The sequence below is a fragment of the Streptomyces sp. NPDC043870 genome, assembly GCF_056435785.1.
Window position 1 is genome coordinate 194172 of record NZ_JBWKDT010000006.1, and the last position, 26162, is coordinate 220333.

Sequence of the window (26162 nt, forward strand, 5' to 3'; positions counted from 1 at the left end):
CACTCCTTCCGGAGTGAGAAGCAGGACCCGAACGCGCTTGTGAGAAGGGGTGCTCGGGTCCTGCGCTTATGTGGGGCACGCGCTGTTCAGAGTGGGATGTCAGGCGGCGCGCTGTTCCTCGGGGGCGGCACAGGGAACGCACATGCCAAGCGAGGGCGGGATGACGTAGCCGACGTCGCGCCGGCACTCGGGACAGACGCGGCGGGCGGTATTGGCCTTGGCCAGGGCCGCCCACCGGCCCGGCGTCATCGGCCGGACCGGCTTCGCAGCGTCGATGCGGTACAGGTAAGCGACCAGCGGGCCGCGCCGACGCCGCGGCCGTTCGAGCTGCGCGGCAACGTCCTGCCCGCCGGGCCGCAGCCCGAGCGCGCGCAGTTGCCGGAAGGTCGCATAGCCCTCCGGGGCCAGACGCCACCGGTAGACGGGCAGGGTCACGACGTGCTCTCGGCGGCCATGAGCGTGGTCCACGCCTCACGCACCCGGTCCTCAGCACCCTTGAAGCCCTGCCCGCGAAACTCCGCCGCGGCCTGCCGATACGACAGCGGAGGGTTCTGCGCGTGCCGCAGGAACCGCAGCACCACCACCAGCTGCTCATCCGAGAGCGTGGCCCCCGGCTCGGGGACCGTCACACCCGCGACCATCGCCACGTCCGCGAGCGTCACGGCCGGGAGATGAACCTCCTCATCCCGTGACTCCCGAGTCTCCTCGGCAGGCGGTTCGGAGTCCGGCGTCACGCTGCCGTCACGCCCGTCGTCACGCTCGCCCTCAGCGGCGGGAGGCAGCATGTTGACCTGCGTGCCTTCCACGCCCCCGGCGGTGTCCGAGGAGGGTAGGGCCGGTGCCGTCGCGGGAGCGGATTCGAGGGGCGTGACGGTAGCCGTCACGGGTGTGCCGAACATGGCGGCCAGCGCGGCATCCGCTCCCTCGGTCACGCGCTCGCGCTGCACGTTCACCAGCCGCGCCCCGAGCGTGACGTCACCCACGCCGACCTTCTCCGCGAGCTTCCACGACTCCCGCTCCGACTGCGCCTGAACCTTGGCGTCCGGGTGGTTGGCGGCACGGGCCCGGTGATAGGCGAGAGCCTGAACCAGCTCAGCCGTCTTGCGCTCAGCCTCCGGGTCGCGGCCATCGCGGTGCACGACGATGCGACGCGCGAGGAACGCGGCACCCTCGGCGGACACGGACATGCCCATCGGGGTCAGCGCGTAGATGACCATGCGACCCGCATCCGGAGCAGCCATCGCCGACATCGCCGACGCGGCCGCCGGCAGCGCCCACAGACCGGCACGCACCGGCCACGGGGACGCCTGGCCCAGCATCGTCAGACCCAGCAGGACCAGCGCGAGGACCGCGGTGGCGCCCTCACCGGCCGCGACCGCACCGGCCGCCGTGCCCTTGCCGTACATGTGGCTGATGTTGGAGAACGTGCCGATCGCACCGAACCCGCCGGTCGCGACCATCGGCACGAACGCCGCAGTCAGCACCACGGCCTGGCCGCGGGTCAGCTTGCGCGGCGACGCCGTTGCCGCAGTGCTGGTCATGCGGCTTCCCCCGTCCCGAGACGGTTGGCGACCGCGCGCCGCGCGGCCAGGACCTTGTTCGCCGCCCGGCGCAAACGACGCTGATCCAGCTCCGACGCCGGCCGGTCCAGCAGGCTGATCTGAACGTCCAGCAAGTCCATCTCCGCATTGATGAGCGGACGCTCCACCTCGATGGCGTGAAGGTCCCGCCAGGACGGTTCCGCGTCGGGCAGGCCATCGGTAACGGGCTCCTGAACAGCAACGATGAGCTTCATGGGTCGTGTCTCCCTAGCAGTAGGCAACGGCCCGAAACAGCGGCCCCGGTGTTGGAGCACCGGGGCCGCACGCCGTTGAAGTCGGTAGATCCGGCTCCCCTCAGCCCCGCCCGGACGGCACCGCAGCAGCGGCCCGGACGGACGGAGGAGGCAACCGGCCGCGGCGCTATCCGCCGCGGAGCGGGTGGAGGTGACCAGCCGCCCGCAGCACTCTGAAGTGCCCACGAGCGAGAGGTGGAACGGCGCCGCCCTTCCGGTCTGTCACGGGGGCGCCCAGGTATGTAACCGCCTCACTTCTCGACTCCTTCGTTTCGCTGAACAGGGAAAACGCACTGCAAGGGGAACCGTGTCCCCACCCTCCGGCCGTTGCTCGCGGTCGCCGGGCCACCTCGCCAGTACGGGCCGAAGCCCTGTTCCACCTGGCCTTCAGCGGGATTGCAGCGTCCCCGCCTTGCGCATTGGTGCAGGTCAAACGGGTTTTACGTCGGGGCGATTTACATAGGCAACTCGCCCACTCCTGGAAGTTACATATGTAACTTCGAAGGTGTCAAGCCCTTGAGGGCAAACGCGGAAAGTTGCCTAGGTCAGTTACGCTCTACGCATGGACTCGAAGCCGCGGAAGCGCTGGACCGCGAAGGAAATCGCAGCTGTGTACCGGGGCAAGATCGCGGCAGGCGAGTATCCGCCGGGGCGTGCCCTGCCCTCGGCGCAGAAGTTGGCCAACGAGCTTCCTGCGGCGCTCATGACGGTGCAGAACGCGTACAAGCAGCTTGAGGCTGATGGACTGGTTGAAGGCCGGCGCGGCAGTGGAACGTACGTCATCGACCCAGTGAAGGGAGCGCCGACCGCGCAGGAAGCCGCTGCAAGCCTTCGCGACCTTCAGGTCCAGTTGAGGCAGGTCACGTCCGCGCTCGCCGAACTGTCGGACCGGGTAGCGGACTTGGAGGGGGAGAGATCCTCCGCCAAGTCTCCCGAGACCAAGTAGCCCCGAGGCCCGCCGCCCGGTGTCTTGCGGAACGTTCGTCGTCATGCATTAAGCGTGTCCCGGCGAGCGCTCCACGGATACGTACTCCCGCCGCTGCCGTACCGAACTAATCCGAACTTTCAGCGTTCTGTGGGGTGTTGGTGGAGCCAGGGTGGGCTGTCAGACTGGCTGCATGGCCGAACTGAACGGAAAACCCGCAACCCTCGACGATCTCCAGCGCCTCGCCCTCACGAACTACGGGCATTTCACATCCATGCGGATGGAAGACGGCACCGTCCGGGGCCTGTCGCTCCACCTGGACCGTTTGGTCCGGGACTGCCGCATCGTCTTCGGCGTCGAGCTGGACCGAGAGCGGACGCTGGACTACATCCGCCAAGCGGCCAAGGACATCCCCGGAGTCGCAGGACTCCGAATCACGGTGTTCGATCCCGCGCTCGACCTGGGTCGCCCCAGTGATGCCAAGGACCCGCACGTCCTGGTGAACCTGCGGCCCGGTAGCGCCATGTCGCCGCCTCCCCTCACAGCCAAGACCTTCACCTTCACCCGGGACAGCGCGGAGGTGAAGCACATCGGACTGCACCCTCAGCTCCGTCTGCGCCGTGAGGCCCAGCTCGCCGGATTCGATGATGCCGTGTTCATCGAGCCGGACGGACGCGTCTCCGAAGGCGGCACGTGGAATCTCGGCTTCGTCGACCAGGACGGCGCGGTCGTATGGCCTGATGCCCCCGTTCTTCCTGGCACGGTCATGCTCCTGCTGCGCGAGCTTGACGCTCCGAAGCAGATCGGCGCGCCGGTACGGCTCGACGACATCCCGACCATGGCGGCGGCCTTCGCCACCAACACAACGATCGGCGTCCGGACCATCTGCGCCATCGACGATGTTCAGTTCCCCCAGGACCACCCCGTACTTGCCGAACTGCGCACTGCCTACGCCGGCATCCCCGGCGAACGCCTGTAGATGGATGCCGCCGCCCCGGGAGGACGGCGGCCCACAGCAGAGGTAGCCCATGCCACTCGTTACGAAATGGACTGGCCGCGAGGTGAAGGCGTTACGGGAAGCCGTACGCATGAGCCTGATGGAGTTCGCCGAGAGGCTCGGCGTGTCCGATCGCATCGTCTCCCGCTGGGAGGCTGACGGAGAGGCGGCGTCTCTCCGCATGGTGAACCAAGCCGCCTTGGACACCATGCTCTCGAACGCCGACAAAGATGCTCAGGGGCGCTTCGTCGGCATTCTGGCGGCCGACGACGTACCTGCCCTTGCCATCATCGAGCCTGAGGACGGCGAGACGAGCAGCGGCGAGTACGTGAAGCACCATGGCGACGGAAAGTTGATGGCGCTCGTACCGGAAGGAATCTTCCTGGCAGGCGAGAACGACGATCCTGTGTGGGTGGATGCGTTCCACATCGACACCTTCCCGACGACGAACGCCGACTACGCGCGGTTCTGCGCGGCCACCAAACACCGCGTGCCGGAGCACTGGGAGAACGGTCGATGTCCGCGAGACCTCTACGACCACCCCGTGGTGCACGTGACATGGAAGGACGCCCACGCGTACGCGACCTGGGCAGGAAAGACACTGCCCACAGCCGAGCAGTGGGAGAAAGCCGCGCGCGGCACTTCGGGCCGGACGTTCCCGTGGGGTGACCAGAAGACGGCAGCGAAGTGCAACGTCCGCGAGACCGGCGTAGAGGGTACGACTTCTGTCTCCCGGTACCACAGCGGTGTCTCCCCGTACGGGGTCTATGACTTGGTCGGCAACGTCTGGGAGTGGCTCGCGACTCCTACCAAACCGGGTCGGTACGAGCTTCGCGGCAGCGCCTTCACGAGCCCCCTGTTCCGAGGGGCGCCGGCCATTCCGAATGACGCCAGCGACACGATGCACGACGACGACACGGGGTTCCGCTGCGCGGCTACGCCGGAGCAGATGATCCCGCGCCAGAGGTGACGAACAGGGCCCGGTTTTGGGGGCCTGTGGCCATCCTCTGGCCAACGGGGTGCCGTGGACGCGGCCGGATTGGCCTGCCGTGCAGGTCAGAAGGCCTTTCGGTCTGGGAAACCGGATGGTCTTGAAAACCGTCGTGGCAGCGATGTCACCGTGGGTTCAAATCCCACACCCACCACGTATGGCACCATAAGGCCAGGTGAGAAGGGGTGCTCCGGATTCCGGGGCACCCCTCACGTATTCGAACTGTCTCACGGATTCTCGCGTGTGTAGCGGTGCTGATCAGGCTTCGTCCCCCAGACGTCCCCCAGCGGCGGCAGAGTGGGAGCACAGTCGGGTGGTGGCTTCATGGCACATGATCACGCCGGAGTCACGAACGGCTGCAAGGGCGAGCAGTTCTTGGCCGACATAGCCCGCCGATTCTTCGCCCCATCCGCCTGAACCAATCGGTTCGCGCCCCGACTGCTACGGGTCAACGGTGTCGTGCTTCCACCGACCGGTTCGCGCCCTTGCTGACCTCGGCATCCGCCCGCACTGTGGCCATCACATCCAGGTGTAGGGAAGGGGTGGGAGATGGCGAAACGCCAGCGGCCGCAGCCTCGGGATAGCCGGGGCAGATTCACGTCGACGAAGGTGCCGCTTTGGGCGGGCCTCGTGGTGGTGCTGATCGTGGTGCTGACGATCTTCAGGTAGGTGCGCGTTACGCACTCGAATTGGAAGAGTCCGGGGGCGTTGCTGCTGGCGGGGTGCACCATGCGGTGATCAGTTCTCAGCCCCACCACCGTTGTGCCCCAGCCCAACGGTTTTGGACTGGGGCCAGGCGCACCATCAGGTCAGCCTCTTGCGGACCAAGCTCGCAAAGCCCGTGCGGCTGGAGTCGTCCTCGAGTCCGCCGATCAGGGTGGCGAGTGCCGCTCCCTGGACAGCCGGCGCCCAGCGTGCAAGGACTTCCATCAGGGCCGGAACGCTCTCCGCGTAGACGACTTCGTAGTTACTGAAGGTGGACACCGCCAGCATGAACATGGGTGTCGCGTCGTCCTCGTCGCTGCTCCGGAAGACTTCTACGGACAGCGGTGTGGTGTCTTGGGGTGAGATCTGCCCCCATCCGCTGTATCCGACGGCCTTGATCTGCTCGTTCCAGTCATCGATGTGCGCGTGGCTGGCGAGCGGGTCGGCTCCAAGGTGAACCCATTCGCCTGCGGTGGTCATCATGAGCGCAGTCGGCTTCGTCATGTCTTCACCGTGCCCCAGTAACGTGCTCGGCTGATGGCGTTCTACGAACATCGACCGCGACGTGGATGAGCACTGGCGAGATCCCGCCGGTTTCGGTGCCCGCTGGACTGACCCATGACCACGCTCCCTCCCCGGCCAGAGCCCTGTGATGGACCTGAACCGTGAACTGACTGAAGACCATCGCCGACGCGGCCGCGGAGGTCCGCGCGCTGAACGACCGAACCGGCCACGTGGATGCCTTCCATGGCGAAGACGGCCCTTCCGGAGCCGCGCCCGCCACCCCCTCAAGAGAAGAGGCTCTCCTGGACGGGTTCAGTGAGGATGTCGGCGCGAGGGTAGAAGAGCCCCAGCAGCATGAACGTCTTCGGGTGGGCGGCGATGTTGCCCACGAAGAAGTGCACTGCACGATCGGGCTTAAGCATCTGGTCGAACCACTGCTCTCGTAGCTTGTCCTCGACCTGGGACCTTCCGTACCGCCGAAGGAAGGCACGGTAGGACTGGCCGGCCTCCCAGTCCCTCAGCGCCATGTTGTGGCCGGAGCAGACGTCGTCGGCACAGCGGAACTGATATCGAAACTCCAATGGGACCCACTCCAGGGGTCTTCGCTCCTGGTCCACCAGGTCCCCCTGGTTGGCGATGGCTTCTTGCTCGGCTGTCCATGGCTCCGCCGGCGCCAGCCGGAAGCTGGAGACTTCCTTCGGGCGGAAGATGCCGAGCGACGTCTGGCTCGCCTCTTGATCCCGCTTGATCGAGCAGAGCGAGGGTGCGATCAGCGGGCGCACGTGTCGTAGCCGCTTCCGCCACCCGTCCGACGACGGCAGTTGCTCGACGACCTTGAGGGTGTCGAGGTTGGGACGCCAACTCTCAGGCCGTCGGTCGGTCGTGTGACGACGAACATCGACTTCGATGATCGCGTACTTCGAGAATCGGCTGCTCTCTTCGAGTAGCCGATACGGAACCGGAAACAGCCTCACGTGCCTGGGTTCCCCTTGGTCAAGCCGGATGCCTGCGACGCAGCTGGTCTCCTGGTACTTCCGGGAAAGCTCCGGATAGGTCTTCACTGTGATCAGTACGCGCGCACGTTCCCATCCTTCTGCCATGTTCGTCTCCCCCCGTCGCCCCGCTCGATTGCAGGGCATAGGAGAGCCCCGGCGCAAGACGGCGGCGCCGGGGCGACGGGTGTGATCAGGCCAGTGGGGCGACTGGGATCGAACAGCGTTTCTGGAGCATCGAAAGAACGACCTGTCGATGGCACCGTGCTTCATCCCGCTCAAAGCACAAGACGGCTACGCGGGAGTGTTTTGCCAGCTCAGCGAGCTGATCGAGTTCCTGCGCCGCCTCCTCGGCCCTCAGTACTCGTTGGAACTCGGCTCGCCCCTCCGACAGTCGGCCTTCCCAGAAGGGAGCGCGATTACTTTTCGGATTGCCGAGGTTTCGCAGGTGCCGGTACTGGATTCCGGCATCGCTCAGCGCCTGGCCAAGGCGGGTCTTACTGAACCCAGGCTTGCGGCTGATCGGATTCAGTCGGACGTCAGCGACGGTTCGGATACCGGTGTTGACCAGCGAGGATACGAAGGATTCGATGTCGCGCCCCTCGTAGCCGCAGGACCACAGGCCTGGCCCCACCTTGGCCGTCGCATACAGCTCGTCAAGCGACTGCTCGAGAGCCTCGGCGAGCGCGGCAACAGTGAAGAAACTTGGCTGGACAGCGCCCCCGCTCTCCAGCCGTACGAGGGTCCGAGGGTGGATGCCTGCTTCTTTGGCCAGCCGCTCGTGGGTCCAATTGCGCTCCTCACGGAGGGCGCGCAGACGCTGCGCGAGGCTTCCAGCACGGGCTTGTTCGCGGTGATCCGCAGCGGGTCGGCGTGCCATAGTCGGGATCCTAACTTCCATCGAATCGGAGCCTCTACGTGCGGACGTCCGAAAGCTGTGAAGCAGTCGGTTGAGCTGCGTTGATGCCAATCACAACGGCCGGGTCCTCGCCCGTCCGTGTTCGCGGCAGCATCTGTCTACGAGTCCAGCTCTGCGAGAGCAGCGGCGATCTTTCGGTTCGAGTTCTGCTGCGTGCCACGAAGGATCTTTCCGTAGAAGCGCCAGAGCACTGCAGGACTGTGGCAACGGATAGCCCAAGTAGGCAGCTCATGCCCCGGTCGAACCGGGCCGGCGCAGGACCTCCAGAAGGTCGCCGGGACGGTAGGCCACGCCGAGGTTCGGGCCCTAGACATCTTCTGCTCCCTAATCATCCTCTTTCGATCACTTTCGCTCGCAGAGCTGTCATCTAGCTCTAACTCTCGGAAATGCCTGGCGGATCTGAAATCAAGAGCTAATGATCAGATCTGTCGCGGCGCGTAAGGGCGCCGGGCTTCAGCCACTGGAGAGGTACGGGTATGACGCGCAATCCCGAGACGGTCCGCATTGCCGGGGCACTCTGCGTACAGCGGGGGACCCCCATGCTGCAGGGCTTCGCTGACGCTCGGACCGTATCGGACAACCGAAAGGTCGACATCTTCAACCCGGACACTGGGAATGGGTACCAGCGAGCGCCGCTCCAGCCGCGTGTCCGCAAGGCAGCCCAGTACTACAGCAAGGGTGGTCGGATGCCGAACCCGCTGCTGATCAACATCCGCCCGGACGACTTCAAGAAGGTGGGAGTCGTTGTTGACTCCGATCGGCCCGGCTACCAGAAGGCGTTGAACGAGGGTGGGAACTGGATCGGAACCGGCGCGATCGAGTTCGTTGAGGATGAGATCTTGTGGATCTATGACGGCCAGCACCGAGAGGGAGGACTGCGTCAACTGCTCGATGATTTCGAGGAAATCGAAGGGTTCCCAGTCCCCATCAGTCTCACGCTCGGCCTCGACCAGGGGCAGGAAATGCGTGAGTTCTTCGAAGTCAACACCAACGCTGCCAGCGTCAAGACCGATCTTGCCTGGCAGTTGCTGACCAAGATGGCCGAGGAGGATCCCGAGCTACGAGAGATGCTCGCCGCGGAAGACAAGGACTGGATCACCCGTGCCTACGCGGTCGTAGACGAGCTGGAGAAGCTGGACGGCCCCTGGCAGGGCCGGTTCCAAGAGGCCAACCGTCGCAAGGTAAAGGGTGACGGGGTAACAATCCCCAAGCCGCAGTTCGCCCGGTCCCTCAAGCCCGTGCTCGACATGCCCCAGCTCAAGCGTGCGAGTGCCGAGGACATCGCCAAGGTCATCAATGCCTACTGGACCGGAATTAAGCAGGTTATGCCCGAGGCCTTTGTCCACCCGGCTGACTATGTACTTCAAAAGGGCTATGGGGCGGTCGCGCTGCACCGAGTCCTCCCTCAAGTGGTCGAGGTTGTGCGCAGTCGAGGTGGACGGCTCGGACAGGCCGACGCGTACGCGGAAGTCATGAAGGACCTGCCCACGCTGGAAGGCGAGTTTGTAGGCAGCGACGGTGTTCTCATGAACCGCACTGGCGCGGACTACTGGCGGGTGGGCTCTGTAGCATCCGCATTCAGCGGCGACGCCGGCAGGCGGCGACTCGCCCTTCTGATCCAGAGTCGACTGCCTTCCGCCGCCGACACCCTCCAGCTCTGACCCGGATGGAGACTTCGGCGTCGGCGTCGGCGTCGCCGTGGCCCGAATGCCGTCCTAGCGATTCGGGGCCTCAAGTACCAGTCGGCTCAGGCCGCGTACCGAGTGGAGACGCGGCCTCTTTCCCGACCGCGGATCGTGGAAGGCTGGTCTCCGGCCCGCCACTCCCTGAAAAGGACCATCCGACAAGTCCGCCATACGGTGTAACGTAACGTCACCGACCGTACTGCTGGGGGTACGACGGACGGTCAACACAGAAGTAGGCCCTAGCGGGAAAGCTCCTGCCAGGGCGAGCACCTGAGGAGAACCAGCCTCCAGTGGAACAGAGCTACCGCGGCGCCCTCATGCGCTCTACCGATGAGCAGCAGTTCTCATGACTGCAGCCATGGAGCCGCTGCCGGATGCAGCAGTCGGAATGCTGCCCAAGCTGTACGTGTACGTGGACGAGACCGGGGACCGGGGGTTCGGGGCACAATCGTCACCCTTCTTCGCTATGACTGCTCTCATGGTCCCGGCCGAGGACGATGGAGACGTACGCTTCACCGCTGGTGGACTCCGCGCATATATCGGGACCTCCAAGCCGTTGCACTGGGTTGACCACTTCAAGGCCAAACGCCCCGAACGCCGGCGAGTGGCGGCCGAGAAGCTGGCACTGATGCCGACAGTGAAGGTGGCCCATGTCATCACCCCCAAATCGAGCGTCGCCCCCGACGCCGGCATCCGCGACGGCGTCCGCTTCTACAACTACACGACTCGGCTGCTCCTTGAACGGGTCGCCCATGCCGCTAAGTATTGGACCGGTGGCCCACGCTGCGCGATTGTCCGTCTTGGTTCGGTTAAGGGAATGGATCACGCGGTCACGGCTGCGTACCTCGACCGTGTTCGGCGCGGACTGTGCGGTTACGCCGATGTTCCATGGGTGCACATCAAGTGGCCCCCCACGTGGCACAGCACGGAGTGGGACGGCATCCAGCTGGCGGACATTCACGCTGGCCTTTTGAACGTGGCCCTGAGCGGTAAGCCCTCCGATGACGGGTGCGCTATCAATCTGCTGCGGTGCCGCCATCAGCTGTATCGGCCCAATGGGTCACCGGTGGGGTGGGGGATCAAGGTGTACGGGGCGCCCAGCTTCGTCACTTCACGCAGCTGGTGGAAGGAGTGGAGCCGCACCTGAGGCACGGCAGAGCCCCCTGGTGGACTCCGGGGGCCACTGCCACCATGCGGTGGAGGATCCAGTTGCCTGGTTCCGACCTTGTCCCGGCAGCCCTCCAGGGGGCTCTGGCTTCACTAAGACTGTACCCGTCATTCGACGTGATCGCTCCTCTCAGGAAAATCACGACTGGTGGATTCACTCTCCGGATGTGACATCAGAGAACCCTGCTGCTGTTGCGCCGTAAGCGTTCTCTCGCTGTACGTCGTGATGGTGCGAAGGCTCGCCGGTCGAGCCCTCCACGTGGTCGCCCGCTGAGCAGGACGTGGCCCCTTCCGCTGTGGCGACCACTGACCCCGTCGGGGTGAGACGTGGGTCGGTGAAACGGCTTTGGACGGGGCTAGTGACTATGGCCCCTTACGCTGGCCCGCGGTCGGGCAGGCTTCTGGACCTGCCCGCAAGGCCCGATCTGGGGCCTTGATCTTAGAGGCTCGCCCCATGGTGGCTGCCGTGGAGCCGACGGTGCAGCTTCCGGTCTGGCCAGAATGGTGCACATGTTCGAGTGTCTAGGGGGGTGCGACCCTTGTCCCCCATGTGTCCCCCGAGGGCGGCTGCGTGTGCCGCGTCAGGCGCAGACGTGCAGGTCAGGCGGTCGGGCGCCGATGCGCCTTGACCCTCTTGAAAACCGTTCCTGTGACGTGTCGGCGCCGGTGTCTACCCCTGTACTGACGTAGTGGACACCGGCACACATAGGTCACCTGAGCTTGTCATCGTGGAGGCGGCGCGCAGTCGCGCCGAGCACACGCCGGAGCTTCTCCCGGTTCTCGCCGTAGGTCTTGAGAGCGTGGCAGTTCGGGCACAAAGCGATCATGTTCCAAGGGACATCGGGTCCGCCCTTGGCGAGATCCTTTACGTGGTCGACCTGCAAGATTGGCTGGCCGGCCGTTGTCCGCTCCGTGGGGTGGCCGGCGCACTCCGGGCTTTCGCACCTGCCTTGGCAGCGTTTGATGACGGCTGCTCTCGCGCTGGGGTCACGGACGTACCTGTCGGCCAGCGTCGGCTTCTTCAGCTGGCCTCGCCGCTCGGCGTTCGCTTCTGACTTTTGCGCCAGGCGCCGGTACGCATCCTCGTCGCTCTCTCCGGTGTCGGAGGCTTCAAGGCCGAGGTCGCTGGGACGGTAGTCGCCGGTGTCGTCGTGCAGTTCGCCTGTATCGGCCTCCAGAGCCTCAAGAACATCCAAGGGCCAGGTCTCACGCTCTGGAGACGGGACGGGCGCCAGCACCCAGAGAAACTCGCGGCGCGGCAGCTTGTCCTCTCCAACGCCCCAACGCAGTCGGCGTTGCACGATCACGGCCCAGGTCTCGAAGCTGAATTGTCCCTGAAACGGCTTGTGCCAGTAGCGCAGCGGGCGGCCAGCAGTCTGGTGCTCGGCCATGAGCTCGTTGCCATCGGTGAGCTTTTGGTCGCCAGAGAGGCCGTCGCCAACGTAGGCGATCCAGTCGGTATCCGGGATGCGTCCATCAGCGTAGGGGCCCTTGTCGTCCGAGAAGGCGCTCAGGATGCCGTCGGCGAGGCAGCCGATTCCTGCCATCTTCTGGCCGCCGTAGGCCCGCCAGATGGCATCTCGGTCCTTGAACGTTTCCCCGAGTAGGGGGCGCAGAGCATCCGGCCACCGGCCGGCGAGCAGCTCGTGGAGGCCAAAGTCTTCCAGCAAGCCTGCTGGAAGAGGATGGAAGTAGCGGAGGATCAGCCCGGCAGCAGCCGATGCCGCGGCATCAGGGTGTGCGCGGAGCAGGTCGTAGTCATCCTCACCCAAGCCACCACGGGGATTGACCGCGTTCAAGGACTCCAATGTGGGGCGCCGGCCTCGACTGGTCAGTGTCAGGTCCTGCCCCTGCTCAACCGTCCAGAGCTCATCGCGAACGAGGGCCCAGAACGGGTAACGAGCCCCGTCCACACCGTCTTCAACCTGGCCGTACTTGACCAGCAGCGGTGCGACTGCACGGCGGACAGCCGTCCAGGGCTGCATGCGGGGGGCTCCGGCAACAGCCTGCCCGATTGCCCATAGGAGAAGCACGGGCCGGTGCAACGCTGTCCCCTCCGGGCGGCGTGCCCGCCGTACGTCCCCCACGCGTCGGTGAAAGGTTTTGGGCGGCTCTACGACAGTGAAGCCTTCCCGCCTCAACCACGCCACCGCGTGTTTGAGGCCTCCACTGAACCCTGGCGTTGAGGGCTTGAGAGCTACGCCAAAGTCGTACAGGTGGGCAACGCCGGCTATGGCTTTTGAGTCGTACTGCCGCCCCTCGTGGACGAGTAGATACTTCGCAGCCGCATGGAAGCCGTACTCGGCACGGAACGCTTCGGGGCCGAGCCGGTCACACTCAGCAATCGCTCGCAGGATCCCCGCGCGCGTGATCTCGGAAGGTGGCATGGGCGACACCGTAGATCAGAGCAGTGACAGGACGTGTGGAGTCGCTGCAGCCGCAATAGTCGGCCCTGGTCCCGCACAGCGAGGGCTTCGTACACCACGCTGCAGGTCAGGGCGTCCTGTCGCACCAGGCCGAGTACGTACTCGGCACTTCTCCTGCCGAGAGCTGCTTGCCGGTCTCTGCCGCTTCCCGCCGGATGTGGCTGCCGGTTCCTGCCGGTTTGATGTAGGGTCACGGTCATTAGTGGTCTCACATGCCGCATCCGAGGGAGGAAACGCGTGACTGAGCCTGACCCGCAGGACCTTCCGGACTGGCGTGACCCCAAACTCGGCTCCATGGCACGGAGCGCGTTGTGGCTTCTCCATGAGGTGGGGGAGGGAAACTTCTTCACGAAGGAGCAGTTGCACGCGGCGTTCCCTGATGTCGCTCAGATTGACCGACGCCTACGCGATCTGCGGGATCACGGCTGGGTCATCCATACGAGCCGTGATGATCCCTCCTTGGAGAGGACGGATCAGCGCCTCGTGAAGCAGGGGGCCAGCGTCTGGGACCCGGTTGCACGGAAGCGTCAGGTCGCGGTCGCTCGTAACGCGCGCCGCGCAGTTCTCGAACGGGACAGATTTGCGTGCCGCTCCTGCGGTGAAAGGGCGGCCGCCTCCAATCCGTTGTCGGTCGTCTATCTCGTGCCCTTGGCAGAGGGCGGGAAAGACGATCTCGACAACCTCGTCGTCCTCTGCAGCGATTGCAACCGCCGCGGCGTCCTGCGGCATGGTGTGCCGGCCAGGCCGGATGCGGAGAAGCTGACCGCCCAAGTCACTGAGTTGTCCGTGCGGGAGCGAACGCAACTGCTGGCCTGGATGACGATGGGTGAACGCCCGCGTACCGCCGTCGAGGAGATTTGGGCACAGTACTTGATGCTTCCCAGTCACCACCGACAGCAGATGGCCAAGCAACTGGCACGACTACTCAGCGAGGACACACGAACCGAGGACAGCGAGTCCTGAGGTTCCCTTATCTCCGTCAGCCCCGCACCGCGCCTTCCACAGCTACAGACGGGGCTGACGGTTGCCACATCCCTTCGTCAGAGAGGTGACACATCCATGATGACCTATCCGAATCCGGGCCGTTCCAACCCCGCCCCCCAGCCGAAGCCCCTCACCGTGGTCGTGCTGATCATCGTGCTGTGCTTCCAGGCCGGCTGGAGCCCTCAGGAGCTTCAGAAGGCGCTTATGGCCGTGATGCTCGTGCTGGTTGCCCTGGCTGTAATGCGGGCGTCCGGCGCTCGGGCTTAGCGACGAACAATCGGGCGGCGTCAGAACGGCAGCAACGAGCGTATGCACTCGGACGCGCCGTTCCTGGGGCACCTGTGGGGCGCCAGGCTGTCGAGTGGCCTAAAGCCCAGTTCAGGGGCAGCCCAGCACGCGGTCTGTAAATCTGCTCCTGCCTCGGGGTGCCCCATGGGAGGGCAGCTCGATGCGCATGGCCGGCAGCAGGCACGGCGGCACAGTCCGGGTCACGGTTCCATGGAGAAATCCTGGAGACGATCTTGAAATCAGGTCCCTGAACCGCCAACGGAGACCGACGCGACCCAACGCTCTGAACTGCACCTTTGGGATGAGACGCAGGTGGGCAGTTCTCCAGGACCTGATTCGGGACGAAGAGGTCGTGGGTTCAAATCCCGCCACCCCGACACAGGTCAGAGGCCCATTCGCTTGATCGCGAATGGGCCTCTGTCGTGCTCGGGGGCCAAACAGGGGGTCAAGTATGACTCCACCGGCCGGTGGCGCGCGGTGGTGATGGGAGACGCGCACGATCTGTGCCGCCATCGGCCGGCCGGCCGCCCACCTCTACGCCCCGCCGGGTGAGCCGCTCACCGTCCGGCTCGTTGTCGACGCCGACGGGGAGCGCAGTACACGCTGGGCGTCGGGGAACCCTTCCCCGGTTTGCGCGACGAGGTCTGGAAGCTCGACCGCGTGGAGGATCTGGAGGGTGAGGACTGGGTCGTGATCCTGCGCAAGGTCACCTGACGGCGGTGGTCACTCCCGCCCGAACTGCACCCCACCGTCATGTTCAATCCGCGTGCGGCGCCGCCGGCCGCTGGGCCCGGCTGAGGTCCTCCGTCATGGTCTGGGTGCCGATGACGTCGAGAAGTCTGAGTCCGTCCGCGCCGTCGCTGCCGGGGGCAGTGGTGTAGGCCACGATGCGCAGGTCCGTGCCGGGGGCTATGAGCACGTCGCAGTCGAGGGTGAGCGTTCCGATGTCCGGGTGGTGGACGGTCTTGGTGTCGGACTCGTGGACGCCCACGATCCCCGTGTCCCACAGGCGTGCGAAGTCGGTGCTGACACCCCGCAGATCCTCGATCAGGGAGCGCAGACCGGCATCGGCGGGATAGCGGGCGGTCGCCGCTCTGAGATCGGCGACCACGGCCGCCTCGAAGCGGGCCTGCTGCTCGGGGGTGTGGCTGACCCGGCCGGGAAGGCCCGCGAAGTGGCGCCACACGATGTTGCGCTCCCGTCCGCGCTGGGCGGACGGATCCCCGAACAGCGCGGCCCACAACGGATTCCACATGATCAGGTTCCAGGCGGCGTCGTACACGCTCAGCGGTGAGCCGCCCAGCTGGTCGAGCAGCCTTCGGACCCCCGGTGGTACGTGGGCCGACAGCCGCCCGGGGCCGGGCGGTGACTGGCCCGCGAGGAGGAAAAGGTGCTCGCGCTCGGCCGCCGACAACCGCAGCGCGCGGGCCAACGAGGACAGGACCTGCTCCGACGGAGAGGTCGAACGGCCCTGTTCCAGGCGGACGATGTAGTCCACCGACAGGCCTGCGAGCTGGGCCAGTTCCTCCCGTCGGAGTCCGGCCGCCCTCCGTGTCCCGCCGACGGGCAGTCCGACCGTGGCGGGCGCCGTCCGGTCACGCCAGCCGCGGAGCGCTCTGCCCAGTTCCTTGGATTCGCTCACATCCCCAGTATCCGGCCGCCGCGCCCGGACAGCCTGGTACTGCCGGTCCACAGGATGAGGCGGGTACTGCCTGTCCGTCCGCAGCGGGAGGAGCGTGGAGGCATCACCGACCCACTCATCACCGGAGCGAAGACATGACCACGACACTGATCACCGGAGCGAACAAGGGCCTCGGCTTCGAGACGGCCCGCCGCCTGATCGACGCCGGGCACACCGTCTACATCGGGGCACGCGATGCCCGGCGCGGGCAGGAGGCAGCCGCGAAGCTCGGCGCCCGCCACGTGCAGATAGACGTCACCAGCGAGGACTCCGTCAAGGCCGCCGCCGAGCTCGTCCGCGCGGAAGCCGGCCACCTCGACGTCCTGGTCAACAACGCCGGGATCGCCGGCGCGGGCAAGCCGCCGGGCGAGGTCACCGGATACGACATGCAGACCGTCTACGACACGAACGTCTTCGGCGTCGTACGCGTCACGCACGCCTTCCTGCCGCTCCTGCAGGACTCCGATGCCGCGGTCGTCGTCAACGTCGGCAGCGGCCTGGGCTCCCTGGCGGCGACCGCAGACCCCGGCCGCATCGAGTCGCGCGTCACCCTGCTGGACTACAACTCCTCCAAGACCGCCGTGGTCATGATCACCTCGCAGTACGCCAAGACGTACCCGGGGATCAGGTTCAACACCGTCGACCCCGGCTACACCGCCACCGACCTCAACGGCCACACGGGCACCCAGAGCGTCGAAGAAGGCGCGGAGATCATCGTCCGTATGGCCACCATCGGTGCCGACGGCCCGACCGGCGGCTTCTTCGACGCGGCCGGCCCGGTGCCCTGGTAACGGCGGACCGGGGGGGGGGGGGGGGCCCCCCCGCCCCCCCCCCCCCCCCCCCAACCCCCCCCACCCCCCCCCCCCCCCCCCCCCCCCCCCCCCCCCCCCCCCCCCCCCCCCGCCCCCCGCCCCCCCCCCCCCCCCCCCCCCCCCCCCCCCCCCCCCGGCCGGTGGTGCCGCTGCGTGGCGAGACGCCGCGCGACGGTAGCCGCTGGTGGGAGCGGACGGCACGCCCGCTCCCACCGCCGCGGCTGGTGACGTTGAAGCGTGCGAAGACCTTCGAGACGGCGGTTTGGGTGATGAGTGAGCAGGGCGGCGGCATGAAGCCGGGCAACGGCAGCAAGGGCGGAAAGTCGCAGGGCGCGCAGAATACGGCGGGGAAGCAGCCCGGCGAGGCTGCGAGCGGGCCGGGTGAGCCGGCCGGGCAGAGCGCCAGGCGGGAGGAACGGGAACCAGGGCGAGTCCAGGGACGGGGCATGCGGGCGGGATGGGGCCGGTATCTGGTGGCGCCCCGTCCGGTAGGCCGGCTGGCGGGCGGGGTGCCACCGATCGAGGCGTCCGCGCTGTTCGCGCTGCTGGAGGAAGACCCTGATGTGGAGCCGGTGGCGCAGGTGCGTCCGTCGCGCTCCCGCGGACTTGGGGCGATCGCGGAGCCGCACCCTGCTTGCCCGCCGGTCGCCGTGGTCGCCATGCCCGAGGAGCGGGCCCGTGCACTGGCCGCGAACCCGCAGGTCGTGGTCGAGATCGACCAGCCGCTGTCCTACACCCCCATCCCGGCGATCGGCGGCCTGACCGGTGGCGGCGTGACCGCCGCGGACCCGGCGCTCGCCGTCACGTTGGAGGAGCCCGAGCACATCAGCGTGCTGGTCAAGGGGCGGGACGGCGATGCGCTGCCGAGCGCGCACGTGTGGGCGATCGGTACCGCCGCCACCGCTCACGGGATGACCGGCCGGGACGGGCGGGTGAGCCTGCAACTGGCCGCGGACACCCCGGCCACCCTCCAGGCGTTGTACGTCCGCCCGGTGAGCGGCTACTGGCCGCAGCGGATCGACCTCCCCCTCCTCGCCGACGACGGGGAGCGTGTCGTGGAGGTGCCGGCTCTGGAGGACACGTTCGAGGGGTTCCCGGGCCGGGCGGTGACCGGCTGGGGTACGCAGGCGATGCGGCTGCACCAGATCCCGCCCACCTACCGCGGTCACGGCATCAGAATCGCCCTCCTCGACTCCGGAGTGAATGCCGCCCACCCCGATCTCAAGGACGCGGTGCGGGCTGGGTACGACTTCACCGCCGCCGGCTCCGGTGACAGTGCGTGGCAGGTGGACGCCTGTGGTCACGGCACCTGGTGCGCCGGGATCATCGCCGCGGCCGACAACCGCACCGGCATCACCGGAATCGCCGCGGAGGCCGAACTCCACGCACTGAAGCTGTTCCCCGGCGGACGGGTCAGCGACCTGCTCCGCGCCATCGACTACTGCATCACCCACGACATCGACATCGCCCAGATCAACCTCGCGTATATGGCGCCGTCCCAGCTGGTGGCATGGAAGCTGCTGGACGCGCGCGCCGCGGGGGTGGCGGTCATCGCCCCGGCCGGCGACACCGCAGGGCCTGTCGCGCACGTCGCCGCCCTTCCGGGCGTCCTCGCGGTGGGGGCGATCGCACACACCGGCACCTACCCGGCCGCCAGCCCCCACGCTCTGGCGCAACCACCGTGGCCGGGCCCCTACGCCGCACCGTTCACGCCGGCCGGGCCGGGCGTGGATCTGGTCGCGCCGGGTGCCGCGGTGATCACCACCGCCCTCGGTGACAGCTACACCCCGGCCGACGGCACCGCGATCGCCGCCGCCCACGTCACGGGCCTCGCCGCCCTGCTGCTGGCCCACCACGATCACCTGCGCACGCAGGCCATCCCTCGCACCCCTGCCCGCGCCGACCACCTCCACACCCTGCTGCGCACCGCCTGCCGGCCCGTCCCCGGCGCCGACCCGGCCCGGATGGGGGCGGGGCTGGCCGATGCCCCCACGGCTCTCGGCACCCCCGCCAGCTGGCAGCAGGACTCTCGCGCGGAACGGATGTACGCGGCCGCCGCCGGGCCTTACCCACCCCAGGCCTGAGGAGCGGCTCCGCAAGCTCCGTCCCCGGCGTCTGTCGCCACGACGCCGGGGACGGACCTGCGCGCGCTCAGCCGAACAAGTCCCGCACCCGGATGGTGCGCACCCGCAGCCACCTCGCCCGGCGCGGCGGCAGCCGCCCGCCCAGCGCCGCGAGCGTCGCTTTCCTGGGCGGCTGCCGGTCCGCACGCACCGCGGCCCAGAAGTCCTGCCACGCGTCGGACTCCGTCGGCCCGCGCCCGACCACGTCCATGCCCGGGCACGACACCACATAGCCGTCCGGGATCACCTCGACCGACACCGCCTGTCGTTCCACAGTCACCACCACCCATACGTACGGGGAGAACAGAACAGGTCAGGGACCACAACGCGGAGACATGGCCCGCTTCAGTCCGTATCCGGGAGAACCAGATGTGCGAAGGCGTCGGCGACACGGCCGGGCCGGGGAAGATCCCGGTCACACGACCGTCGCCGCAGCGCACCCGGTACGGCTGCTCACGTAGCGTGCCGGGCCCCGGTGCGTACCGCGCATAACCGGGACCCGGCCGCTTCCTGCCGCACGACCGCTCATCAAATGCGGCATATATACAGCGAAACCCGGACAGACGACTCTGTCCAGTGGCGGAGCCTCCGGCCTTCGCCACTGGTGCTCCAGGAACGGCCTCCGGGAGACGGTCCTGAGGGTGTTGTGTCGGAGTCCCGTCCCAGGTGACGAGCCGGCCGGCGTAGGCGGAGCCGGCCCGGACCTGGGTGATCCGGGGGTGTGCCGGACGAAGGCGCCTGAGCAGCTCGCGGGCGGCGTCCCGGTCCGCGGCGCCGGGGGTCAGCGGGCCCTGACTTCGTCGACCAGGCCGCGGTCGACGCCGTGGGGGACGACCTTCTGCCCGGGCTCGATCTCCAGGCGCTTGCCGTCGAGGTGGACCTCGAGCCGGTCCGGTTCGAACGACACCATGTCGCCGATCCTTCCGACCTCCTCGTAGGCGTTGCGGTACGACCAGGCGGCGCGGTTCACGTCGCCGATGGCGCAGTAGTCGCACAGGCCCTTGTAGGGGCAGAAGGTCTGACCTTCGACGGGGCGCAGCCGGGTCTCGTCGATGTCTGCGCGCGGGACGTACCAGCGCGGGGCGAATCCGGACTCGTAGAGCACGACCGGGCGTTCGGAGCGGGCCACCACGGTGTCGCCCAGGCGGACTTCCAGGTTTCGGGAGGTGTTGCGGATGTCGATGCGGTGGTACGGGTCCGAGGCGTGTCCCAGGATGCGTTCGTCTTCCTCGTAGAAGGCGTCCATGGCGCGCCACGCGAAAGCGATGCGGCCTCGGAGCGCGGCAGCGTGTTCGGGCAGCGCGGTGAACTCCCAGGCGGCGCGTTCGGTGGTGCGGTCATCGGCGTGCACCGCGTACCAGGTGGTGTCGCCGAAGTCCTTGTGCTGGGTGACCTTTCCGCTCGCGGCCAGGACCTGCGGGTCCACGTCCTCGCGGGGGAAGTAGGCGACCGGGTAGCGGCCCGGCTCGTGCAGCAGGACGACGTTCTCGCTGTCGGCGATCCGGGTGCCGTTGAATTTCACGCGCATGCGGCGGCGCAGCCGCTCGGCGAACAGCAGGCGCTGCGGCAGGGGTTCGGGGGTGAGGGAGTGTCCGGTCGCGGCTGCGGCAAGAGGGCCCTGCTGCCAGGACAGTCCCATGGTGTGTTCCTTCCGGGCGCGGGGCGTGACGTGTGGGCTGCACCCCGGGGGTGGGTGGGTTGTTGTCGTTGCCCGGTCAGGGCGTGCAGGAGCAGCGCAGCACTACGGCCTCGGGCCGGCGGAAGCAGGTCCGGACGACCTTGCCGTCGCCGGCGGTGGTCCGCACTCCCCGGTCGTCGGAGAGTTCCTGGACGATACGCATGCCCCGTCCTGCTTCTCTGGTCGTCGTGTCGCATGGCGGGTCCTTTGCCGACTGCGACGCAAGGGGCCGATGAGGCCCCGCGGCCGCCGCAGCCGCCTCAGCTCCGCCGCAGCCGCCTCGTCCGTTGGTGCGTCAGACGAGGACGCGGCCGAGGAAGTCGCGGATGTGCTGGGTGATGGTCTCGAGGTGGCTTTCCAGGGCGAAGTGCCCGGACTCGAGCAGGTGGATCTCGGCGTCGGGCAGGTCCGTGCCGAACGCCTCCGCGCCCGCTGGGCCGAAGATCTCGTCGTTGGCGCCCCAGACCGCAAGCAGCGGGACCTGGGAGTCACGGAAGTACTGGTGGACCTGCGGGTAGAGGTCCACGTTGGTGGGGTAGTCGCGGAAGAGCTTGAGCTGGATCTCGTCGTTGCCGGGCCGGTCCAGCAGCGCCTGGTCGTGAACCCAGTTGTCGGGGCTGACGAGGCTGGGGTCGGCAACTCCGTTCACGTACTGCCAGCGGGTGATCTCGGCGGTCAGGGCGCCGCGCATGGGAGCTTCGGTGTCCGGCCCGGGCGCCTGGGTGTAGGCGAACACGCCGTCCCAGAAGGGCTTGACGAAGCCCTCGACATAGGCGTTGCCGTTCTGGGTGATGATCGCGGTGATGCGATCCGGGGCCTGGAGCGCGAGGCGCCAGCCGATGGGGGCGCCGTAGTCCTGCACGTACATCGCGAACCGGTCGACACCCAGCTGCTGCAGCAGGCCGGAGGTGACCTCGGCGAGGGTGTCGAAGGTGTAGGGGAAGTCCTGCAGGGCGGGCATCGCCGACTGCCCGAACCCGATGTGGTCGGGAGCGATGACGTGGTACCGGTCGGCGAGCGCCGGGATCAGGTGGCGGAACATGTGCGAGCTGGTCGGGAAGCCGTGGAGCAGCACCACGGCGGGTGCGTCAGGGTCGCCGGCCTCCCGGTAGAAGACCTCGAGGCCGTTGACGGTGACCGTGCGGTGGTGGACTGCCGGAGCCATTTCACTAACCCCTCTATCGAGCTTGACTGGTTATGGAAGCCAGTCGACCATATCGGATCTAACCTGTCAAGAGACTTTTACTGGTTAGCTCAAGGAGGGATTCGCGGCGGCTGGCGGTCCGGAAGCGACCGGGACCTGGCAGCGGGCACACGGCGGCAATGGCAGCGCTGACGAGCACCGCCACCTCCTGCGGGCGCGCGACGCTCTGCAGGGCGTGGTGCGCGGACGCCGGCCGGCCACGTCGTCGGCCCCGATCCTCAGGGCTCACGTCCCCGTCCACGGGTCTCCCCCGACGCAGCCGGGTAGCACCTCCGGCAGCCCCAGGCAGGCGGCGAGGCCGTGACTCGGATGCCACGGGCACGCCACACCGCCAACGGGCGTGCCCAACTCCCCTTCCAACGCCGCGATCCGATGGGACACGCCGACTGCGACATGGGCAACACGCCCGCGGCTCCGGTCACCGAAACCTCGTTGACCGAAGCCACCCATCACTCCGGCGCCCGCCGCGGATCACGGCAGCACCGGCAAAAGAACTAGCATCAGACACAGCGCACAGACACAGCGCCAGGAGGGGCTGCTTCCCGTCGGCCACCCACGCAGGAGAACCGCAATGGCGAGACTGCTGTCCGTCAACGTAGGGATGCCCAAGGACGTCTCCTGGCAGGGAAGGACCGTCCACACCGGCGCGTGGAAGGCACCCGTGCGCGGCCCCCGGATGGTGCGGCGACTGAACATCGACGGAGACGGCCAAGGCGACCTGGCCGGTCACGGAGGCGAGATGCGCGCCGTCCTCGTCTACCAACTGCAGTCCTACCAGTACTGGCAGGAGCAGCTCGGCCGGGACGACCTCTCCTTCGGCATCTTCGGGGACAACTTCACCGTCGACGGCCTTCCCGACGAGGAAGTGTGCATCGGCGACCGGTACCGCATCGGCGAAGCCGAGTTCGAAGTCACCCAGCCTCGCGTCACGTGCTACCGGGTCGGGATGCGCCTGGGCGAACCCGCCATGGCCTCGCTCCTGGTCGCCCACCACCGCCCGGGCTTCTACCTGCGCGTCATCACCGAGGGACATGTCGAAGCCGGCGACCGGATCACCCTCACCCGCAAGGGCCCGGAAGAACTCAGCGTCGCCGACACCGATGCGCTGCTCTACCTCCCCGGCCGCGACCCCGCGAAGCTGCGAAGAGCACTCAACATCCCCGCCCTCAGCCCCGGCTGGCAGGAATCGTTCCGCGAACTCGCCGCCGCCCAGCAGCCCAGACAGGAACCGGGATGGCCGGGCGAACGCGCCAGCGCCCAGCAGGCCGGACAGGAACCGGGATGGCCCGGCTTCAGAACCATGCGCGTCGCCCGCATCGTTCCCGAGACCCCCGCCGTCTCGTCGATCTACTTCGACACCACCGACAACACACCACTACCCGAGGCCCGCCCGGGCCAGTACCTGTCCATCCGCCTTGCCACAGGAGATGCCACCCCTGTCGTGCGCAGCTACTCGTTGTCCTCCGCTCCCGGAGCCGACACCTACCGCATCAGTGTGAAGCACGAGCCCCACGGCCAGGTCAGCAGCTACCTCCACGCCAGCCTCCACACCGGCGACCTCGTGGACATCGCAAGCCCCCGCGGGGCCTTCGTCCTCGAAGAAGGCACGAACCCCATCGTCCTCATCTCCGCAGGGATCGGCGCCACCCCCGTACTGGCCATGCTCCACCGACTCGCCGCCACACGTGACCCGCGCCCCGTGTGGTGGATCCACACCGCCCACGACCGCACTCACCACGCCTTTGCGGACGAGGCCCCGCACGGCTGCGCTCCCAGTACGACTTCGTCAGTTTCGACCCGCGCGGTGTCGGGCAGAGCGCGGCGATAACCTGCGGACCCATCGCGCCGGCGGCCGACTCCGCTCCGGTCGGCGCCGTCCCGTTCGACATCACGCCGGACGACCCGGCCGAGATCACCGCATTGATCGAGGCCAACAGGCAGTCCGGTGCCGCTTGCCAGGCCGACTCCGGGGCGCGACTGGCCCACGTCTCCACCCAGGAGACCGCTCGCGACATGGACGTGCTCCGCGCCGCTCTGGGGGATACAAAGCTCAACTACGTGGGCGTGTCCTACGGCACCTCCATGGGCACCGGCTACGCCGAGGAGTTCCCCGACCGGGTGGGCCGGATGGTCCTCGACGCCGCCGTCGACCCCCGGATCAACAGGCTGGACTATCTACGCCAGCAGGCCGCCGGGTTCCAGCTGGCCCTGGACGCTTTCCTGGCCGACTGTGCCACCGGGGCGGACTGCCCGCTGGGCACCGACCTGACCGGCGCCCGGCAGCGCCTGGACGAGCTGCTGGCGCAGCTGGACCGCACTCCACTGCCGGCAGGCGAGGCAGGCATCCTCGACAAGGACACCGCCACCGCGGCGATATCGAGTGCGATGTACCTCAAGGAACTCTGGCCCCAGCTGCGGGCAGCTCTTGGGCAGGCGCTGGCCGGCAACGGGGCGGACCTGGCGCTGTTCAACACCCCTGACGCATCCTTCTCCGGACAGGCCTTCGCGGCGATCGAATGCCTGGACCTCCCCCCGGCCGTGACCTCGGCCGAGCAGGTCCAGGCCGAGATGCCCTCCTTCCGGCAGGCCTCCCCCGTGTTCGGAGAGCAGGCCGCCTGGAACGCGCTGAACTGCGCGGACTGGCCGGCCAAGCACGTCGGTACCCCGCATGAGGTCAACGCCCCGGGTACGCCGCCGATCCTGGTGGTGGGCACCACCCGGGACCCGGCCACCCCGTACCCGTGGGCCCAGGGACTGGCGGAGCAACTGGACTCCGGCGTGCTCCTGACCCGCGAGGGCGACGGCCACAGCGGGTACATCATGGGCAGTCCCTGCGTCGACGACGCGGTTGACACCTACCTGCTCGAGGGCCGTCCTCCCGCGGACGGAACCCGGTGCACCTGATGTGCGCGATCATGGTGCGCTGAACTGAGGGCCACGGGCGAGTGTGCGTGGAACCCGGCGGCGGGAGCGGAACTCCCGCCGCCGGGCGCGTGCTTCGCGGGCACCCGGGCGCCGTGGGCGTCAGTCCAGGACCGGCAGGAGCCATCGCTCGGCCAGGGTCTCGAACCCGTGCATCCGGCCCATGGAACACAACCCGGATCGGCTGCACGACTTGTCGTCCGAGGCGCACGGAAAGTCGCTGTCGTGCCCGCACCGCACTGTGCCAAAATCCTGCGCATGCCAGTTCGATATCCACGCCCTTTACGTCCCGGTGACCGTGTCGGCATCACCTCTCCGTCGAGCGGAGTCGCCGAAGAGCTGCTCGAGCGCCTCCATGTCGCGATCCGCGATGTGGAAGCGCGTGGGTACGAGGTGGTTGTCGGACGGTGCATGGACGGCGCGGGACATGTCAGTGCTTCGGCGTCCGACCGCGCAGGCGAGCTGATGTCGATGCTGACGGATCCCGGCATCAGGGCCGTGGTGCCCCCGTGGGGCGGGGAGATGGCGATCGGCCTGCTGCCCCTGCTCGACTGGGACCGGCTGCGTGACGCCGAGCCGACCTGGCTCGTCGGGTTCTCCGACATGTCCACCATCATGACGCCGCTGACGCTCCTGACGGGGTCGGCGACCGTGCACGGCAACAACCTGATGGACACTCCCTACCGGGTGCCCGAGGGTCTGTTGTCGTGGCTCGACATCGTTGCTGCGCCGCAGGGACACCCGTTCACGCAGACCCCGCCCAACCGCCACCGCTCCGCAGGCTGGGACGACTTCGGCGCCCTGCCCGAGATACGTGAGTACGCGCTCGACGCACCGGGCACATGGACCAGGCTGGACGGCAGTGGCGACGTGCAGGCCGAAGGGCGGCTGATCGGGGGCTGTATCGAGACGCTGTGCAATCTCACGGGGTCGCCCTACCTCGACGTCCCGGCCTTCGCGCGGGCTGCATCGGCAGACGGGCTGCTCGTGTATGTCGAGGCCGACTGCGATGACGCCTTCACCATCTGCAGGAACCTGCACGGTATGAGACTGGCCGGTTTCTTCGACGAGGCGAACGCGGTCCTCGTCGGCCGGACCTCAGCGCCCGGCTCCGGCTCCTTCACCCAGCACCAAGCCGTGCTCGACGCACTCGGCCCCTTGAACGTGCCGATCATCGCCGATGTGGAATGCGGACACGTCCCGCCGTACATGCCGATCGTGAATGGGGCGCACGGCCGCGTCGTACACACGTCAACCCGTAGCGAACTCACCCAGACCCTGGGCTGAGCGCCGGTCCGGCGGGGTCTGGGTCCCGAGAGAGTCAG

Annotated in this window: 24 protein-coding genes and 1 pseudogene; 12 read left to right on the forward strand and 13 right to left on the reverse strand. The window is 67.7% G+C overall.

Annotated elements, in window-relative coordinates:
- Positions 1–99 precede the first annotated feature (99 nt).
- The 3 genes from AC0699_RS10855 to AC0699_RS10865 are packed head-to-tail and all read right to left on the reverse strand — an operon-like array spanning position 100 to position 1795.
- Positions 100–435, reverse strand: a complete 336-nt coding sequence (locus tag AC0699_RS10855; protein WP_478658280.1) for an RRQRL motif-containing zinc-binding protein — start codon at positions 433–435, stop codon at positions 100–102.
- Complete coding sequence (locus AC0699_RS10860; protein ID WP_478658282.1) at positions 432–1541, reverse strand: hypothetical protein; 1110 nt, start codon at positions 1539–1541, stop codon at positions 432–434. Before AC0699_RS10860 ends, AC0699_RS10855 begins: the two co-directional genes overlap by 4 nt.
- Positions 1538–1795 (reverse strand): DUF6284 family protein, encoded by a 258-nt coding sequence (locus AC0699_RS10865; protein WP_478658284.1) that lies wholly within the window; start codon positions 1793–1795, stop codon positions 1538–1540. Before AC0699_RS10865 ends, AC0699_RS10860 begins: the two co-directional genes overlap by 4 nt.
- A gap of 601 nt (positions 1796–2396) precedes the next feature.
- Here AC0699_RS10865 and AC0699_RS10870 point away from each other — a divergent pair.
- From AC0699_RS10870 to AC0699_RS10880, 3 genes are all read left to right on the forward strand, one after another.
- Positions 2397–2780, forward strand: coding sequence for a GntR family transcriptional regulator (locus AC0699_RS10870; RefSeq protein WP_478658287.1), 384 nt, complete (start codon positions 2397–2399; stop codon positions 2778–2780).
- Between the two features lie 172 nt (positions 2781–2952).
- Positions 2953–3738, forward strand: coding sequence for an aminotransferase class IV family protein (locus AC0699_RS10875; protein WP_478658289.1), 786 nt, complete (start codon positions 2953–2955; stop codon positions 3736–3738).
- Between the two features lie 49 nt (positions 3739–3787).
- Positions 3788–4726 carry an SUMF1/EgtB/PvdO family nonheme iron enzyme gene (locus AC0699_RS10880; RefSeq protein ID WP_478658292.1) on the forward strand — a complete coding sequence of 313 codons (939 nt, stop codon included), beginning with the start codon at positions 3788–3790 and terminating at the stop codon, positions 4724–4726.
- An 825-nt stretch (positions 4727–5551) separates the two neighbouring features.
- On the opposite strand, the gene AC0699_RS10885 is transcribed toward AC0699_RS10880, so the two are convergent.
- The 3 genes from AC0699_RS10885 to AC0699_RS10895 form a co-directional block, all read right to left on the reverse strand.
- Positions 5552–5956: a hypothetical protein gene (locus AC0699_RS10885; protein ID WP_478658294.1), complete on the reverse strand. Its 405-nt coding sequence runs from the start codon at positions 5954–5956 to the stop codon at positions 5552–5554.
- Positions 5957–6240: 284 nt separating this feature from the next.
- On the reverse strand, positions 6241–7056 hold the full coding sequence (locus AC0699_RS10890) for a hypothetical protein (protein ID WP_478658296.1): 816 nt from the start codon (positions 7054–7056) through the stop codon (positions 6241–6243).
- Between the two features lie 85 nt (positions 7057–7141).
- Positions 7142–7828, reverse strand: a complete 687-nt coding sequence (locus AC0699_RS10895) for a DUF488 family protein, N3 subclade (RefSeq protein WP_478658298.1) — start codon at positions 7826–7828, stop codon at positions 7142–7144.
- A 515-nt stretch (positions 7829–8343) separates the two neighbouring features.
- Here AC0699_RS10895 and AC0699_RS10900 point away from each other — a divergent pair.
- Both AC0699_RS10900 and AC0699_RS10905 read left to right on the forward strand, forming a co-directional pair.
- Positions 8344–9528: a DGQHR domain-containing protein gene (locus tag AC0699_RS10900; protein ID WP_478658301.1), complete on the forward strand. Its 1185-nt coding sequence runs from the start codon at positions 8344–8346 to the stop codon at positions 9526–9528.
- 370 nt (positions 9529–9898) lie between these two features.
- A complete protein-coding gene (locus AC0699_RS10905; protein WP_478658303.1) occupies positions 9899–10699 on the forward strand; it encodes a DUF3800 domain-containing protein in 801 nt (266 codons plus the stop codon).
- Between the two features lie 730 nt (positions 10700–11429).
- On the opposite strand, the gene AC0699_RS10910 is transcribed toward AC0699_RS10905, so the two are convergent.
- The gene (locus tag AC0699_RS10910) at positions 11430–13106 is read right to left on the reverse strand and encodes an SRA domain-containing endonuclease (RefSeq protein ID WP_478658305.1); all 1677 of its coding nucleotides are present in this window, start codon (positions 13104–13106) and stop codon (positions 11430–11432) included.
- Between the two features lie 276 nt (positions 13107–13382).
- On the opposite strand from AC0699_RS10910, the gene AC0699_RS10915 reads away from it, so the two are divergent.
- On the forward strand, positions 13383–14108 hold the full coding sequence (locus tag AC0699_RS10915; RefSeq protein WP_478658307.1) for an HNH endonuclease: 726 nt from the start codon (positions 13383–13385) through the stop codon (positions 14106–14108).
- Positions 14109–14204: 96 nt separating this feature from the next.
- Positions 14205–14396, forward strand: coding sequence for a hypothetical protein (locus tag AC0699_RS10920; RefSeq protein WP_478658309.1), 192 nt, complete (start codon positions 14205–14207; stop codon positions 14394–14396).
- A 778-nt stretch (positions 14397–15174) separates the two neighbouring features.
- Here the strand turns inward: AC0699_RS10920 and AC0699_RS10925 are convergent.
- The gene (locus tag AC0699_RS10925) at positions 15175–16059 is read right to left on the reverse strand and encodes a helix-turn-helix transcriptional regulator (RefSeq protein ID WP_478658311.1); all 885 of its coding nucleotides are present in this window, start codon (positions 16057–16059) and stop codon (positions 15175–15177) included.
- Positions 16060–16193: 134 nt separating this feature from the next.
- On the opposite strand from AC0699_RS10925, the gene AC0699_RS10930 reads away from it, so the two are divergent.
- Both AC0699_RS10930 and AC0699_RS10935 read left to right on the forward strand, forming a co-directional pair.
- A complete protein-coding gene (locus AC0699_RS10930; protein WP_478658314.1) occupies positions 16194–16889 on the forward strand; it encodes an SDR family oxidoreductase in 696 nt (231 codons plus the stop codon).
- 290 nt (positions 16890–17179) lie between these two features.
- Entirely contained in the window at positions 17180–18994 is a 1815-nt protein-coding gene (locus AC0699_RS10935; protein WP_478658316.1) for a S8 family serine peptidase, read from the forward strand.
- A 67-nt stretch (positions 18995–19061) separates the two neighbouring features.
- On the opposite strand, the gene AC0699_RS10940 is transcribed toward AC0699_RS10935, so the two are convergent.
- The 5 genes and pseudogenes from AC0699_RS10940 to AC0699_RS10960 form a co-directional block, all read right to left on the reverse strand.
- Positions 19062–19307, reverse strand: coding sequence for a hypothetical protein (locus AC0699_RS10940; RefSeq protein WP_478658318.1), 246 nt, complete (start codon positions 19305–19307; stop codon positions 19062–19064).
- A gap of 388 nt (positions 19308–19695) precedes the next feature.
- A pseudogene (locus AC0699_RS10945) lies at positions 19696–19800 on the reverse strand (IS5-like element IS4811 family transposase); the annotation flags it as partial.
- A 14-nt stretch (positions 19801–19814) separates the two neighbouring features.
- Complete coding sequence (locus AC0699_RS10950) at positions 19815–20672, reverse strand: DUF427 domain-containing protein (RefSeq protein WP_478658320.1); 858 nt, start codon at positions 20670–20672, stop codon at positions 19815–19817.
- Between the two features lie 76 nt (positions 20673–20748).
- The gene (locus AC0699_RS10955) at positions 20749–20874 is read right to left on the reverse strand and encodes a hypothetical protein (protein ID WP_478658322.1); all 126 of its coding nucleotides are present in this window, start codon (positions 20872–20874) and stop codon (positions 20749–20751) included.
- Between the two features lie 132 nt (positions 20875–21006).
- Entirely contained in the window at positions 21007–21876 is an 870-nt protein-coding gene (locus AC0699_RS10960) for an alpha/beta fold hydrolase (RefSeq protein WP_478658325.1), read from the reverse strand.
- Between the two features lie 610 nt (positions 21877–22486).
- On the opposite strand from AC0699_RS10960, the gene AC0699_RS10965 reads away from it, so the two are divergent.
- The 3 genes from AC0699_RS10965 to AC0699_RS10975 all read left to right on the forward strand — a co-directional run bounded on the left by AC0699_RS10965 (position 22487) and on the right by AC0699_RS10975 (position 26124).
- Positions 22487–23743: an MOSC domain-containing protein gene (locus AC0699_RS10965; RefSeq protein WP_478658327.1), complete on the forward strand. Its 1257-nt coding sequence runs from the start codon at positions 22487–22489 to the stop codon at positions 23741–23743.
- A complete protein-coding gene (locus AC0699_RS10970) occupies positions 23740–24819 on the forward strand; it encodes an alpha/beta hydrolase (protein ID WP_478658571.1) in 1080 nt (359 codons plus the stop codon). Before AC0699_RS10965 ends, AC0699_RS10970 begins: the two co-directional genes overlap by 4 nt.
- 276 nt (positions 24820–25095) lie before the next feature.
- A complete protein-coding gene (locus AC0699_RS10975; protein ID WP_478658330.1) occupies positions 25096–26124 on the forward strand; it encodes a S66 family peptidase in 1029 nt (342 codons plus the stop codon).
- Positions 26125–26162: the final 38 nt, after the last annotated feature.

What these genes read in the sequence shown, in the direction of transcription:
- AC0699_RS10860 (WP_478658282.1), bottom strand. Translation starts at nt 1,541, where the DNA reads ATGACCAGCACTGCGGCAACGGCGTCGCCGCGCAAGCTGACCCGCGGC.
- AC0699_RS10865 (WP_478658284.1), bottom strand. Translation starts at nt 1,795, where the DNA reads ATGAAGCTCATCGTTGCTGTTCAGGAGCCCGTTACCGATGGCCTGCCC.
- AC0699_RS10870 (WP_478658287.1), top strand. Translation starts at nt 2,397, where the DNA reads ATGGACTCGAAGCCGCGGAAGCGCTGGACCGCGAAGGAAATCGCAGCT.
- AC0699_RS10875 (WP_478658289.1), top strand. Translation starts at nt 2,953, where the DNA reads ATGGCCGAACTGAACGGAAAACCCGCAACCCTCGACGATCTCCAGCGC.
- AC0699_RS10880 (WP_478658292.1), top strand. Translation starts at nt 3,788, where the DNA reads ATGCCACTCGTTACGAAATGGACTGGCCGCGAGGTGAAGGCGTTACGG.
- AC0699_RS10885 (WP_478658294.1), bottom strand. Translation starts at nt 5,956, where the DNA reads ATGACGAAGCCGACTGCGCTCATGATGACCACCGCAGGCGAATGGGTT.
- AC0699_RS10890 (WP_478658296.1), bottom strand. Translation starts at nt 7,056, where the DNA reads ATGGCAGAAGGATGGGAACGTGCGCGCGTACTGATCACAGTGAAGACC.
- AC0699_RS10895 (WP_478658298.1), bottom strand. Translation starts at nt 7,828, where the DNA reads ATGGCACGCCGACCCGCTGCGGATCACCGCGAACAAGCCCGTGCTGGA.
- AC0699_RS10900 (WP_478658301.1), top strand. Translation starts at nt 8,344, where the DNA reads ATGACGCGCAATCCCGAGACGGTCCGCATTGCCGGGGCACTCTGCGTA.
- AC0699_RS10905 (WP_478658303.1), top strand. Translation starts at nt 9,899, where the DNA reads ATGACTGCAGCCATGGAGCCGCTGCCGGATGCAGCAGTCGGAATGCTG.
- AC0699_RS10910 (WP_478658305.1), bottom strand. Translation starts at nt 13,106, where the DNA reads ATGCCACCTTCCGAGATCACGCGCGCGGGGATCCTGCGAGCGATTGCT.
- AC0699_RS10920 (WP_478658309.1), top strand. Translation starts at nt 14,205, where the DNA reads ATGATGACCTATCCGAATCCGGGCCGTTCCAACCCCGCCCCCCAGCCG.
- AC0699_RS10930 (WP_478658314.1), top strand. Translation starts at nt 16,194, where the DNA reads ATGACCACGACACTGATCACCGGAGCGAACAAGGGCCTCGGCTTCGAG.
- AC0699_RS10935 (WP_478658316.1), top strand. Translation starts at nt 17,180, where the DNA reads ATGAGTGAGCAGGGCGGCGGCATGAAGCCGGGCAACGGCAGCAAGGGC.
- AC0699_RS10950 (WP_478658320.1), bottom strand. Translation starts at nt 20,672, where the DNA reads ATGGGACTGTCCTGGCAGCAGGGCCCTCTTGCCGCAGCCGCGACCGGA.
- AC0699_RS10955 (WP_478658322.1), bottom strand. Translation starts at nt 20,874, where the DNA reads ATGCGTATCGTCCAGGAACTCTCCGACGACCGGGGAGTGCGGACCACC.
- AC0699_RS10960 (WP_478658325.1), bottom strand. Translation starts at nt 21,876, where the DNA reads ATGGCTCCGGCAGTCCACCACCGCACGGTCACCGTCAACGGCCTCGAG.
- AC0699_RS10965 (WP_478658327.1), top strand. Translation starts at nt 22,487, where the DNA reads ATGGCGAGACTGCTGTCCGTCAACGTAGGGATGCCCAAGGACGTCTCC.
- AC0699_RS10975 (WP_478658330.1), top strand. Translation starts at nt 25,096, where the DNA reads ATGCCAGTTCGATATCCACGCCCTTTACGTCCCGGTGACCGTGTCGGC.